The 14181-nt window shown below is 49.3% G+C and carries 9 protein-coding genes; all 9 read left to right on the top strand.

The genetic code is table 11. The features are described 5' to 3' along the window. Positions 1-282 precede the first annotated feature (282 nt). Entirely contained in the window at positions 283-3624 is a 3342-nt protein-coding gene (locus tag DEV76_RS03330; RefSeq protein WP_109695049.1) for a methylmalonyl-CoA mutase family protein, read from the top strand. A 79-nt stretch (positions 3625-3703) separates the two neighbouring features. Continuing rightward, positions 3704-5485 (top strand): MutS-related protein, encoded by a 1782-nt coding sequence (locus tag DEV76_RS03325; RefSeq protein WP_109695047.1) that lies wholly within the window; start codon positions 3704-3706, stop codon positions 5483-5485. A gap of 51 nt (positions 5486-5536) precedes the next feature. After that, positions 5537-6619, top strand: coding sequence for a PA0069 family radical SAM protein (locus DEV76_RS03320; RefSeq protein ID WP_109695045.1), 1083 nt, complete (start codon positions 5537-5539; stop codon positions 6617-6619). Positions 6620-6762: 143 nt separating this feature from the next. Continuing rightward, complete coding sequence (locus DEV76_RS03315; protein WP_109695043.1) at positions 6763-7947, top strand: ATP-binding protein; 1185 nt, start codon at positions 6763-6765, stop codon at positions 7945-7947. Between the two features lie 78 nt (positions 7948-8025). Next, positions 8026-9936 (top strand): transglutaminase-like domain-containing protein, encoded by a 1911-nt coding sequence (locus DEV76_RS03310; protein ID WP_109695041.1) that lies wholly within the window; start codon positions 8026-8028, stop codon positions 9934-9936. A gap of 6 nt (positions 9937-9942) precedes the next feature. Further along, positions 9943-12144, top strand: a complete 2202-nt coding sequence (locus DEV76_RS03305; RefSeq protein WP_109695039.1) for a DUF3857 domain-containing protein — start codon at positions 9943-9945, stop codon at positions 12142-12144. Positions 12145-12666: 522 nt separating this feature from the next. Continuing rightward, positions 12667-13233, top strand: a complete 567-nt coding sequence (locus DEV76_RS03300; RefSeq protein WP_109695037.1) for a DinB family protein — start codon at positions 12667-12669, stop codon at positions 13231-13233. Positions 13234-13316: 83 nt separating this feature from the next. Continuing rightward, positions 13317-13514, top strand: a complete 198-nt coding sequence (locus DEV76_RS03295) for a hypothetical protein (protein ID WP_109695035.1) — start codon at positions 13317-13319, stop codon at positions 13512-13514. A gap of 46 nt (positions 13515-13560) precedes the next feature. Continuing rightward, positions 13561-14142 carry a hypothetical protein gene (locus DEV76_RS03290; protein ID WP_109695033.1) on the top strand — a complete coding sequence of 194 codons (582 nt, stop codon included), beginning with the start codon at positions 13561-13563 and terminating at the stop codon, positions 14140-14142. The last annotated feature ends 39 nt before the right edge of the window (positions 14143-14181 follow it).

Genomic DNA, 14181 nt, shown 5'->3' with positions numbered 1-14181 from the left:
CCCATTTACAGTTCCTGCAACCGCAATCGAATTGGAGTTGGATATTTTCGAAAGCCCCTTTCATCAGGCTTAGATGTTTTCGAAACCTGCCATCCCTGTTTTTAGCTGAAATTTTAGCAATTTTTTCAGTTGCAAGGGGTTGCAGTTGGAAATTTTTTAATGAATGGAAGTTCTGGTAATCAATGTTCCAAATTCCATCTCTGCCGCACCCGCACCCGCTATTTTCGTAACTTGCATGTTTCCCTGCGCGATGCGTGCCGGGCACAAGAAGCTTTGTCAAACATGACTTATACACCGAACAACAAAATCAGGATTGTAACCGCAGCGGCCCTTTTCGACGGGCACGATGCGGCTATCAACATTATGCGCCGGATCATGCAGAGCACCGGTGCTGAGGTGATCCATCTGGGTCATAACCGCTCAGCGGCTGAAATCGTGGACTGTGCCATTCAGGAAGATGCGCAGGGTATCGCGGTAACATCGTACCAGGGCGGGCACATCGAGTTTTTTAAGTACATGTACGATCTGCTGAATGAAAAAGGCTGCGGCCATATCCGCATCTTCGGCGGCGGCGGCGGTACCATCCTCCCCATTGAAATCGATGAGCTGCATGCTTATGGCATCGCCAGGATTTATAGTCCGGATGACGGGCGCAAGTTCGGTCTCGCAGGTATGATAGAAGACGTGATCCGCCAATGCGATTTCGAAACCGTTAAGCAGGGCGAGTGGAAGCTCGACCCCGCAAAGCTTACACAATACGATTCTCCGGAGATCGCCAAAGCCATTACTTACGCCGAGAATTATGCGCTTAACGGGCAGCAGGAAGATCTGAAGATCCTTGCCCGTAAAACACCCGTACTGGGCATCACCGGTACCGGGGGCGCAGGTAAATCCAGCGTAACCGATGAGCTGGTCCGCCGCTTCCTTCGCACCTATACCGATAAAACCATCGCCGTTATTTCGGTAGACCCCTCCAAGAAGAAAACCGGTGGCGCCCTGCTGGGAGACCGTATCCGGATGAACTCCATCCACCACCCCCGCGCTTACATGCGCTCCCTCGCTACCCGCGAAAGCGATAAAGCCATCAGTCTGCATATACAGGAAGCCATTGATATCTGCAAAGCCGCAGCATTCGATTTTATTATCCTCGAAACATCCGGTATCGGCCAGAGCGATACTGCCATCGTGGATTACTGCGATGTTTCCCTCTACGTGATGACGCCGGAATACGGCGCAGCTTCCCAGCTGGAGAAAATCAACATGCTGGATTATGCGGATCTCATCTGCATCAACAAATTCGATAAAGCCGGCGCGCTCGATGCCCTGCACGACGTGCGTAAACAATACAAACGTAACAACGGATTATGGGAAGCCAAAGATGAAGACCTGCCCGTTTTAGGCACCATCGCTTCGCAGTTCAATGACCCCGGGGTAAACCAGTTGTTTGGCCGCCTGATGCACCGCATCGCGGAGAAAACAGGTATCCACTTTACAGACGATCAGCCCGATAAACCGGTTACCGCCACATCCACAAAATCACTCATTATTCCTCCCTCCCGCGTGCGCTACCTGTCGGAGATCGCAACCGCGAGTAATGATTATAACGATTGGGTGAAAGAGCAATGTGCCCTTGCCACGCAATGGTACCAGCTCGATGGTGTATTGAAAACACCCGGACTGAAACATGCATCCGAACTGGAAGAGATCAGCAAACAGGTGCAGGAAAAAATTACCCCTGAATGCAAAGCCCTCATTACCGGTTGGCCTGCTGTAGTGGAGAAATATAAAGCAGAACATTACGCTTTCCAGGTAAGGGACAAGGTTATCAAACTGCCCCTTTTCAGTGAGAGTCTTTCCCATACCCGCGTTCCCAAAGTATCGTTGCCGCAGTATAAAGACTGGGGCGACATCCTCCGCTGGCAGCTTACAGAAAACCTGCCGGGAGAGTTCCCATATGCAGCAGGGGTATTTCCCCTGAAGCGTGAAGGGGAAGATCCTACGAGGATGTTTGCCGGGGAAGGCGGTCCGGAAAGAACGAACAAACGCTTCCACTATGTATCTGTAGACCAGCCGGCCAAGCGTCTTTCCACTGCATTCGACAGTGTAACCCTTTACGGGGAAGACCCTGCTTACCGTCCGGATATTTATGGTAAAGTAGGAAACAGCGGTGTGAGCATTGCTTCGGTGGATGATGCCAAGAAACTCTATTCCGGCTTCGACCTCTGCGATCCTAAGACCTCCGTGTCGATGACGATTAATGGTCCGGCCCCGATCCTGCTCGCCTTCTTCATGAATGCCGCCATTGATCAGGAATGTGAAAAGTATATAGCGAAAGAAGGACTGGAAGATAAAGTACAGGCCATTATAAATAAGAAGTTCAAAGACCATCCGCTGCCCCGTTACAACGGCGATTTGCCGCATGGTAATAACGGGCTGGGCCTGCGGTTACTGGGTGTTTCCGGCAGTGATGTACTGGAGCCGGAAGTGTATGCGAAGATAAAAGCTTATGCCCTGAGCACAGTACGCGGTACGGTTCAGGCCGATATCCTGAAAGAAGATCAGGCACAGAATACCTGTATCTTCTCTACAGAATTTGCATTGAAGCTGATGGGCGATGTGCAGGATTATTTCATCCGTGAGAAAGTCCGCAACTTCTATTCCGTGAGTATTTCCGGATACCACATTGCAGAAGCAGGCGCTAACCCTATTACACAGCTGGCTTTCACATTGGCGAACGGCTTCACGTATGTGGAGTATTACCTGAGCCGCGGCATGAATATCGATGATTTCGCGCCTAACCTGTCTTTCTTCTTCAGCAATGGTATGGACCCCGAGTATGCCGTGATTGGCCGTGTGGCCCGCCGCATATGGGCGAAGGCCATCAAATACAAATACAAAGGAAACGACCGGTCGCAGAAACTGAAGTATCATATCCAGACATCCGGCCGTAGCCTGCATGCGCAGGAGATCGACTTCAACGATATCCGCACCACCCTGCAGGCGCTTTATGCCATATACGACAACTGTAACTCCCTTCACACAAACGCTTACGACGAGGCCATCACTACACCTACCGAAGAAAGTGTGCGCCGGGCAATGGCCATTCAATTGATCATTAACCGCGAACTGGGAACTGCGAAGAACGAGAACCCCAACCAGGGAAGCTTCTTTATTGAAGAACTGACCGACCTGGTGGAAGAGGCCGTGCTGGCAGAGTTCAACCGTATCACAGAGCGTGGCGGCGTGCTGGGTGCCATGGAAAGGATGTATCAGCGCAATAAGATACAGGAAGAAAGCCTGTATTACGAATCACTGAAGCATTCGGGAGAATTTCCCATTATCGGCGTGAATACATTCCTCAATAAGAATGGTTCCCCCACTATTATTCCGGCAGAAGTAATCCGTTCCACCACCGAAGAAAAGGAATACCAGATCACCGCACTCAACGCTTTCCAGGAACGGCATGCTGATCATGGAGAGGAGCAGTTGAAGAAGCTGCAGCAGGTAGCGGTAGACAATGGTAACCTGTTCGAGCAGCTGATGGAAACCGTGAAATACTGTACCCTTGGGCAGATCACCCATGCGCTGTATGAAGTAGGCGGGCAGTACCGGAGGAATATGTAGAATAGCGTATTTTATTTTGAAATACTGACCGGACGGGCTAACCGTCCGGTTTTTTTGTGTGGATTCATTAACTTGAGGCATGCAAATCGCGCAAACTTATCAACAACGTATAGACGAATACCGACGTTTACTCAATGCCACGGAAAGCCGGATGAAAAGCCTGGGGCTGATACGCCTCGCCTGCTTTCTTGCCATTGCCTGGTTCGGATACAAATACTTTTCCACTTCTTTTTATACGGCATGGCTGCTGGCAGCCGGGGCCATGTTTGTAGGGTTTATTGCTTCACTGGTGCAGTATCAGCGTGCTAAAGACAGGCAGGCGCTGTACAAGGCACTGCTGCTGCTTAATGAAAAGGAATTGAAGCTCGTAACCGGACAGGGGGCTGATTTTGAAGATGGGGAAGAATTCATCAACGATCAGCACGATTTTTCGGGAGACCTCGATGTGTTTGGCCCTTCATCGCTGTTTCAGCACCTGAACCGCACGGGGACGCTCTCCGGAAAGCAGCGCCTCGCTGGTTGGTTTCAGCAGCCATTACAATCGTCTGAAGAGATTATTTCGGTACAGAAAGCGGTTGCTGAACTAAGCCACAGAATAGGGTTCCGGCAGGATTTTACAGCGCATGCGCAACTGGCAAATGAAACCCCGCGCGATCTGAAGGAGATCCGCCTCTGGAAATCCGCACCTATGGAGTTCCTGGGAAAAAAGGGTTTGCTGATAGCTGCTTATGTGATGCCGGCATTGCTGTTGGGGGGGATTATTTATTATGCTGTTACGGGTGTGGTAGTCTGGATGACATTGATGCTGTTCGTGAACTGGGGGATTTTGCTGATGAATGTAAAGAAGGTAAATGCGCAGCATGCTTTACTGTCGAATAAAGAAAAAGTGCTGGCAAAGTTTGCGGTGCTGTTGAAGATGATAGGTACGGAAGACTGGAAAGGAGTGCCCTGGCTGGAAGCAAGGAAACGCACTGCCCAGGAGGCCGACCGTTCGCTGCATCAGCTTGCCCGTATCAGTAATCTCCTCGATCAGCGGATGAACCTGCTGGTGGGGCTGATATTGAATTCCCTCATGCTGTATGATATCCATTGTATATTCAGGATGGAGCGCTGGAAGGAGAAGTACCGGGACGACATGGATGAGTGGCTGGAGGCGATTGCGCTTATGGAAACTGCGAACAGTCTGGCTACGTTTGCTTTCAACCATCCCGAGTATATTTATCCGGAAGTGGGTGGTGAAATGAGTGGTACCGGCGGCACGGGCATCGGCCATCCGCTGATCCCGGAGCAGGAATGTGTGAAGAACGACTGGCGGATAGATGCAGCAGAGCAATGCCACATCATCACCGGGTCGAACATGAGCGGTAAGAGTACCTTCTTAAGGAGTGTGGGGATAAACTGGCTGCTGGCCATGGCGGGAGCGCCGGTGTGCGCAGCGCAGTTCAGGTGCCACCCGGTGCGTATCATGACATCCATGCGTATTAAAGATTCCATCGCAAGGCATACTTCATATTTTCAGGCAGAGCTGCAGCGGCTGCAAAGGATTATTACGGTGCTGAAAGGCGGGGAAGAAGTGTTTATAATTCTGGACGAAATTCTGAAAGGAACGAATTCAGAAGATAAGCTGACGGGTTCGCGCGAACTGGTGAAGCACTTCCTGCAATACCGCTGTGCAGGTATGATTGCCACGCACGATCTGGAACTGGGAACGTTGGAAAATGAATGCCCGGGGCGGGTACGGAATTATTGTTTTGAAAGCAGCCTCGAGAACGGGATGCTGCTTTTCGACTATACCATGCGGCCGGGGATAGCACGAAATAAAAATGCCACCTTCCTGATGCGTCAGATGGGAATAATATAAAATTTTTATCTACTAATTAATTTAGTATTTTTACTAAAATAATTAGTGTATATGACGCTTCCATTCAGCGATACACCCGCATCATTCCCTTACTATAAAGGCCGGGGCGCCCAGGTGAACCCGAAAAACCGGTTCCTGACGGAAGAGTACGCTCAGGAGCATCCCGAAGGCATAGACGAATGGTGGCAGGCGGATGTTCCTACCCAGATCTTCGAAGAAAACGCCAAAACCCTGGTGAATAAAGTGGATAGTCCCGATGTAGGGATGTGGTATTCCATGAACCCCTACCAGGGCTGCGAGCATGGTTGTATATATTGCTATGCCCGAAATTCCCACCAGTTCTGGGGCTTCAGTGCAGGGCTTGATTTTGAACGGAAGATAGTCGCCAAAATAAATGCACCGGAGCTGCTCCGTAAATTCCTCAATAACAAAAGCTGGACGCCCAAACCATTATCCCTTTCCGGGAATACGGATTGCTACCAGCCCCTGGAGCGTAAGATGTGGATTACCCGGCAGTTGCTGGAGGTGGCATGGGAATACCGCCAGCCGGTAGGTATCATCACGAAGAATGCACTCGTGCTGCGCGATAAATACATTTTGCAGAAGATGGCTGAGCATAACCTCATTTGTGTGTATGTGAGCCTTACCACCCTGCAGGAGGATCTCCGGCAGAAGATGGAACCGCGGACGGCCACGGGTGTACAGCGCCTTAAAGTGATCCGGGAGCTTTCTGAACTGGGGGTGCCGGTAGGTGTGATGACGGCGCCCATTATCCCCGGCCTGAATGATCATGAGATACCCCGGTTGCTGGAACAGGCTGCCGAAAACGGGGCGAAGTATGCAGGGTACACGGTAGTTCGCCTGAACGATGCCGTGCAGGTGATATTCAAAGACTGGTTACATAAGAATTTCCCGGACCGGGCAGATAAAGTATGGCATATGGTGGAAAGCCTTCATGGCGGGCAGGTGAACGATAGTGAGTTTGGCCGCCGTATGCGGGGCGATGGTAATATAGCCGACATTATCCGCCAACAGTTTAGGGTACAAACGAAACGCCTGGGTATGAACCAGGACAAGTTCGAGTTTAATACTTCCCTTTTTGCCAGGCCTACCAACCAGTTGAAGTTGTTTTAAGGGGATTTCTCTGGGAATTTAGGATCCATAAAGAATGGATTTCACCTTGTAAATCTAACATTTAGTATTCGATTTGCAAGGTAAAAGTATAAAAATAGCCTTTTAACCTTGTAAATCTAACATTTAGTGTTAGATTTACAAGGATGATTAAACGGTTAATTCAACAGGATGTAAAGCAATTGCTGGAAGAGTTTCCGGCGGTTGGTTTGCTGGGGCCACGGCAGGTTGGAAAAACAACGCTGGCGATAGAGATTGCTGAAGCCCTGCATCAGGATCCCATTTATCTGGATCTGGAAAATCCTTCGGATTTAATAAAGCTGAATGAAGCTGAACAATATTTTGAGTATACGAAGGGTAAGCTGATCATTCTTGATGAGATTCAACGGCTGCCGGAAATTTTCCAGGTATTAAGGGGAGTCATCGACAAGCGCAAGCGTGAAGGCGCGAAAACCGGCCAGTTTCTCATTCTGGGATCGGCATCGCTGGATTTACTGAAGCAATCCTCAGAAACATTAGCCGGCCGGATCGCATACAAAGAGCTGACAGGACTCAATCTGGAAGAGATCATGAATGCAGGCAGCGGCAGTATGCAGCAATTATGGCTCAGGGGAGGCTTCCCGGATAGTTACCTCGCCGCGAGCGATGCGGCCAGTTACCGCTGGCGGACTAATTTTATCACTACTTACCTGGAACGAGACGTTCCACAATTTGGTCATCGTATTCCAGCCAACAGTCTCCGCTTACTATGGACAATGCTCGCGCATAGCCAGGGAGGCCAGTTGAATATTGCTCAATTGGCAGCGAACCTGAGTGTGTCTGCTCCTACGGCAAAGCGGTATGTCGAATTGCTGGAGGATTTATTATTGCTGAGGTCTTTAAAACCCTGGGCAACCAATATCGGGAAGCGATTAACCAAATCCCCTAAAGTTTACATCCGGGACAGCGGATTGATGCACGCGCTGCTGAACCTGACAGATGCTGATGATTTGCTGGGCCATCCGGTAGTAGGCGCAAGTTGGGAAGGCTTTGTAATTGAAAACCTGTTATCTGTATTGCCGGAAGGAATTAGTCCATGTTACTACCGCACAGCGGCTGGAGCAGAAATTGATCTGGTGCTGGAGAAAAATGCGTCGTTTAAATACGCAATTGAAATTAAAAGGTCGTTGGCCCCGGTGGTTTCCAAAGGGTTTCATCATGGATGTGAAGATATTGGTGCAACAAAGCGTTTCGTAGTATACTCCGGTTCCGACCGTTTTCCAGGGCCGGGAGGCACCGAGATCATCTCTCTGAAAAGCATGATGGATGAGGTCGCCCAAATGATAAAATAACACACTGGGAAATGCAGGTGAGGGGTTAATATATAGAGATTTTCTGTATCTTTAACCTCCTTATACCTTGCGAAATATATGCGTATCACGCTTATCTCCCTGTACCTCAGTGCCTTGCTCTGTAGCATGGCACCGCTATCCGTGTATGCCGGGCCGCATACCCCGTACTTCATAGCCAGGGAAGACGAAAATCCCAATATCATTATCCGGGAAAAAAAGGAACGAATCGAGTTTACCCGCGGAGATAAGCAAAACCCGGTATGGGTAAAAGAAAAATCCTCCACCACCTACCGTTGCAACGAATTCCGTGGCACAATTCCCGTAGTTGCATTTTACAACGATTACAGCCGTATTGATGAAGTGAAAGCCTGGGTGAATAACGACCGTTTTAAAGTAAAGCCGGAACACCGTTATTATGCCATCGAAGATATCTTTTATGCCGATGCCCGCATATGCGGTTTCATGCTGCCGTTCGAAAAGATAAACACCGAAAGCCGCGCAGAAATAGAGAAAACTACCCTCGATCCCCGGTATATCAATGCCATATACTTCCCGGAGGAGTATTTCACCGCTTCAAAAGAAATTACCATCGTAATACCCCGCTGGATGAAGGCGGAGATCAGGGAAATGAACTTCGCCGGCAGCGGTATTCAATCTTCCAGATCATTCGATTCCAGAGAGGAAGCGGATGTGTATACCTTCACCGCCAGCAACCTGCAGCCTTCTAAAAGTGAATCCGATGCTCCCGGTCCCAGCCACATCTATCCCCATATCCTGATTTGCAGTCACAGTGCGCAATTGCCTTCCGGTAATACCGCTTACTTCGGGAGCCTGGAAAACCTTTATTCCTGGTACCATAGTCTTGTAGCTGATATAGGAAACGACCGGGATGCTGTGAAGGCCACTGCAGCATCCATTGTGCAGGGCAAGGATACTGACCTGGATAAAATTAAAGCCGTCTACACCTGGATGCAGGAAAACATCCGCTATATCGCTTTTGAGAACGGTATAGCGGGCTTCAGGCCTGTCAAAGCACAGGAGGTGCTCGCTAAAAAGTACGGCGACTGTAAAGGCATGGCTAACCTCACACGCGAGATGCTGGCCTCGCTGGGATTCGATGCACGCCTTTGCTGGATAGGCACACGCCATGTAGCTTACGATTACTCCATGCCCAGCCTGGCGGTAGACAATCATATGATCTGTGCTGTTAACCTCGGCGGCCATACTTATTTCCTCGATGCAACGGAAACCTATATCGGCTTCGGCCAGTATGCGGAGCGGATACAGGGGCGGCAGGTACTCATAGAAAATGGTGCAGGTTATCAGCTTGCCCGTATTCCTGAACCCGGGTTTGAACAAAACAGGCAAACTGAAAAAAGAATACTGCGGATCGAGGGTGAGAAGCTGACAGGGAATGTTACCCACCGGATGACGGGTGAATGCACGGAGAATGTATTGTCGCAGATACATCAGATCCGCAAAACCAAATTGGAAGAAGCTTTACAGGAATATCTCACGAACGGGAACAGCCAGTATACCATTTCCAACATCCGCACCTCCGATCTGCATGACTGGAATACAGACCTCACGATCAGTTACGACCTTTCCCACATAGATGCAGTAAGTGCTTTTGGAGAAGAGATGTATGTGGAAATGGATTTCCGGAAGGAATTGAGTAATGCAACAATAGATACCCTCAAACGCAGGCATGATTACTGGCTGCCTTATAAACGCGGTATGGTGCAGGAAACGGTGCTCCAGTTACCCGAAGGCTATAAGGTGAAGTCACTGCCTCCGGCACTTCGCATAGATCAGTCTAAGTATACTTTCTCCACAACTTACGAGCACAAAAACGGACAGGTGATTTACCGGAAGGAAATCATTATCCGCGATACGCGACTACAGCGCAAAGACTTTCAGGCCTGGAACAACGACATTCAGAAACTCCGCCAGTCTTATCACGAACAAATCTCCCTTGTAAAAAAATAATCACCCATGAGGACATTCATTGCCATTTTCATCTGCCTGCTGCTGCTCATCTCCGGCATGATGGCCCAGGAGCGGAAGCCTGAGGCCTGGGATCTGAAGGCAGAAAAGAAATATATAAGCCGGCAGGAAGAGGTGAAAGAAGAGGTATGGTCTATAAAACAGGCCGGCTTCCGTAACCGTATGGTGCCCGCTGAGTATGCGAAAGAATCTGCTGTAGTGCTGGCCCGTCATGTGGAGCTGATTACCCCGCAGAAGAACGTGAAACTGCACCGCACCGAACGTAACCTTGTTGCCATCAATGACAAGGCGGCCCTGGAACAATATTCCGAATTCGAGTTCAAACAATACCTGAACAGCGATTTCTATTACCCGCTGGAGCCTTTCGACAAGCTTACAAAGATCACCTATATCGGGGTGCGCATCTATAAGAAAGACGGCAGCATGCGGGAGATCTATGGGAATGAAGCGGTGGTAACCGATCTTGTCCGTAAAGAGCATAAAACCCGGAAACTGGCCATCCCGGATCTGCAGGTAGGCGACCTGGTGGATTATTTCATCCGGGAAGAAGAGTTTATGAAAACCAGTAACGCCTTTTCCAAGGAGCTTTTTGTGTTGGGGGAAGAAGTGCCGGTACTGGAATATTCCATCCATATTGCGGCATGGAACGAAGTATTCGCCCTCGAATACCGTTCTATGAACGGTGCGCCCAACTTTAAAGAGCGGTTTGATACCCATATGATTCATCTGGATATGCTGGTGCGGAATATTCCGCCTGTGCCCCGTAACCTCTGGATGAACCCTTTCCGCCAGTTGCCCATGGTGCGTGCCCACCTCCGCCCCGGCGCCCGGAACGAGAAAGCAGGCCGCAGAAAGGAAGGAATGATTTACGGCAACCCCAACGCAATAAGAATCCGGGATGAAGCCATCAGCTCCGGCGGATACTATCCCGAATATGCCATGCCTTCTCAGGACGCTGCCAAGAACTTCGTGGCAAAGTTCAAAAAGGATCATCCTAACGCCACTAAGCAGGAGCTGGCAGAATTTATTTACTACATCCACCGCTATGTGTTGTTATACCGTGTTTGGCCCGGCGATCCTATTGTGGTAGACCGCCGGCGGAATTACTCCGACCCGGGGAGGTATGCCTTCCTGTTATCCGTTAAATACGAGCTGGAGAAAAATGGTATCCCTGCAGACATAGCACTGCTCACCTCGCGCTTCGGTCCTTCGGACACAGATGTTTTTACCGAAAGGGATTATGAAATGATGGTGAAAACAAGGGGAGATAAGCCGCTGTATATGTCCGCCGTTGGTATGTTCCCCGTTACCACCTACATACCTGATGATTTCGAAGGGCAGAAAGCTACCCTCGTCAACAATGGTGAAATAACAGGCAGCTGGGAGATCCCGTTCAGCAAAGCGGAGCAGAACAAACAGCTGAACCGCCTGCAGATTTCCCTGAAAGCAGATAACATACAGCAGCTGGAGATTAACCGGGAAACTACGATTACCGGTCATTTCAAACAACGTACCCAGCAGCAGCTCTTCCTTTTTGAGGATTATTATGATAAAGAACGGGAGTACCTGGGAATAGAAACCTCGTTCCTCGATGAGTTTGCTGCTACAAAGGGCAGCAGGGCGCTGGTAGAGGAATATAAGAATGCGTTCAGTAAAGCCCGGCGCGACCAGAAAGAGCAGTTCCTGCTGGAAGTGGCGGAGCAATTTGAGAAAACACCGCAGTCGCTGGATTCTTTCAGTCTGGTAGAAATGGGCCTGCGCAGCGATAAGCCTGATGTGGTGTATAAGACCCGGTTTACGATGGATGGATTTGTGAAGAAGGCGGGCCCTAATTACATCCTGGATGCAGGGAAGCTCATTGGCGGGCAGATTTCCATCAAGCCATCCCAGCGTACCCGTAATGTGGATGTGCAGATGCCTTTTGCGAGAACGATTGAATATGAGATGGAACTGGATATCCCGGAAGGGTATGTGGCGGAAGGGGTAGATAAGCTGGCGCGGAATGTGGATAATGAATGCGGGAGCTTTATCGTGAAACCGGGGCTGGGTGCGAATAAGCTGCGGCTGCATATTACCAAAACCTATAAGCTGGCGGTAACGCCTGCTGCCAAATGGCCGCTGCTGCTTGAAATGCTCGATGCGGCAGAGGCTTTCCGGGAACAGAAAGTGCTGATCAGGAAAGTGGGATAAGAAAAATTTTCCGGAGGAAACAATTTTTTAATAAAAAATATTGTGTAAGCAAAAAAATAAAAACTACCTTTGTTGACGTAAACAAACAGCTAAATAACAATGTCACGCAATTGTACATATAAGATGAAGGTCGCAAAGCGCATGCACAAGCAGGCGGGATGCGATATGCGGGCAAGTTATAGCTGGTAATAACAAGAAAGTTATCCGATAGATATAACAAAAGGTCCCGCAGAAAATGCGGGACCTTTTTTATTATCGTGCTGATGGACATACAACTGAACAAAACTACCGCGCAAGTGAGACGCATGGCAAAAGCGTCAGGGGAGTGCTTTTCATGGCATAGCCCTGGTGGAATAGGTATGTATTGATGTAAACGTAACAATTACGAACATTTATATAGCCCGGTCCGCCGCTCAAAGCCGACCGGGCTTATTATTTAAGCCCCCCGGAAACGGAAATGAACATATATATAACATGGTAAGTGCTTTTTTGTAAAAGTGATTTGCCCCAAAACGAGACCCAATGAGAAATGTAGTACAATTTGTAAGAGAGGCCCTGATCAACAACTTCCGGGAACTGGACCAATGGTTTCAGCAAGACCAGGTGCTGCTGCACTTTAAACCTGAGCGCGGCCAGTGGAATGCACGTGAAGTACTTGAACACATCAGCCTGACTAATTACTTTTTACTCCTGACCATCAATAAGAGTACCCGCCGTGCGCTGGACCGTAAGATGGACGGATTGTATATAATGCCCGGAGCCGATTATGAAGCTAAGTTCCGGCAGATCGAAATCGTCAGCAGTAAATCCTTCGGATGGGTAAACCCGGCACACCTGGAGCCTACCGGCACACAAGACCTCGAAGAGATCCGCACTCTCCTGAAGCAACAGTTTGCCCAGTGCATGTATAATCTGAGCCTGCTCAAAAACGGCGAAGGCAGACTGGTGAAAACGATGATGACTGTGAATGATCTGGGGAAACTGGATATTTATCAATACATCTTTTTCCTCACCAAGCACATAGAGCGCCACATCGCACAACTGCAGGAACTGCGGGAGCAATACGAGGAAAGCGCCATATTGATCTGAACTTTTTTAGATACACAAAGAAAAGAGTCAACCCCGGCTCCCGTCTTTGGCGGGAGCTTTTTTTAACACTAAAAATGCCAACAATGAGAAAGAATCATAAGTCCACATACAAACCCCTGAAACCGGACCGGTACACGGTCCTATCTGTAAACTACAACATCAGGTATGATGGACAATTCGACGATGGCGGAGGAAAGCTGCTCCTTGCACTCCTTCCGCATACGGTGCCCGCGCTCACGAAAACGAGCCGTTCGGGCGCACAAGGAAAAGCAACTGATTAAACTGGAAAAAGAAAGAAGGGAACTGTGGTACATACAATGCCATAAAGTGGAGTATGTACCTCTGGACCCTCCTATTCAGCGTGGCTTCAGGCGGAGCTTCGTACTTCGTGAGGATGTAGCCCGAACTGCCCGCGCAGCGTTTTACCAGGCTATTCTGGACAAGATCAATACCGTACTCTTGCATCACGACCGTGCGTTTACGAAGAAACTGAGGAAGAAAGGGAAAAAGAAAATCCCCATCCCGCAATTCCTCAAAGAATTTGATAACGCTCAATTCCTGCGGTTAAAGCTCTCTGAGAACGAAGCCGCGCAATTTTACCTGGGGATTGCTTCCAATCCCCGCCACCGCCAACATGGTGAGGTATGGAAGTTCAAAGAGCCATGGAGGTTTCGCCTGCAGATTCGCCGCAATATGATCACCCAACAAAAAGTGGAGAACATTGAAGTGGAAAAGCGACTCAAGGAAATTAATCGGATAATGGACGATCCTGGTATTTCCGGGAAAATTGAGAACATGAAGGGCCGGCCCTACATAGCATACAGCTGGTGCCAGCCTCCCCGTGCATATCGAACCCATTATAACACCCGCCAATGGTTACAAATGGTGGAAACTGAAAACAACCCATAAAACCCCGCTGTGGCATGAAAGGTGCTGCAGTATTATTAA

The sequence above is a fragment of the Chitinophaga deserti genome (assembly GCF_003149455.1).
In the GTDB taxonomy this organism is placed as follows: Bacteria; Bacteroidota; Bacteroidia; order Chitinophagales; family Chitinophagaceae; genus Chitinophaga; species Chitinophaga deserti.
Note: the sequence above shows the minus strand (reverse complement) of the source record. Positions and strands in the feature narration are given on the sequence as shown.

What these genes read in the sequence shown, in the direction of transcription:
- DEV76_RS03305 (WP_109695039.1), top strand. Translation starts at nt 9,943, where the DNA reads ATGAGGACATTCATTGCCATTTTCATCTGCCTGCTGCTGCTCATCTCC.
- DEV76_RS03315 (WP_109695043.1), top strand. Translation starts at nt 6,763, where the DNA reads ATGATTAAACGGTTAATTCAACAGGATGTAAAGCAATTGCTGGAAGAG.
- DEV76_RS03325 (WP_109695047.1), top strand. Translation starts at nt 3,704, where the DNA reads ATGCAAATCGCGCAAACTTATCAACAACGTATAGACGAATACCGACGT.
- DEV76_RS03320 (WP_109695045.1), top strand. Translation starts at nt 5,537, where the DNA reads ATGACGCTTCCATTCAGCGATACACCCGCATCATTCCCTTACTATAAA.
- DEV76_RS03330 (WP_109695049.1), top strand. Translation starts at nt 283, where the DNA reads ATGACTTATACACCGAACAACAAAATCAGGATTGTAACCGCAGCGGCC.
- DEV76_RS03295 (WP_109695035.1), top strand. Translation starts at nt 13,317, where the DNA reads ATGAGAAAGAATCATAAGTCCACATACAAACCCCTGAAACCGGACCGG.
- DEV76_RS03310 (WP_109695041.1), top strand. Translation starts at nt 8,026, where the DNA reads ATGCGTATCACGCTTATCTCCCTGTACCTCAGTGCCTTGCTCTGTAGC.
- DEV76_RS03300 (WP_109695037.1), top strand. Translation starts at nt 12,667, where the DNA reads ATGAGAAATGTAGTACAATTTGTAAGAGAGGCCCTGATCAACAACTTC.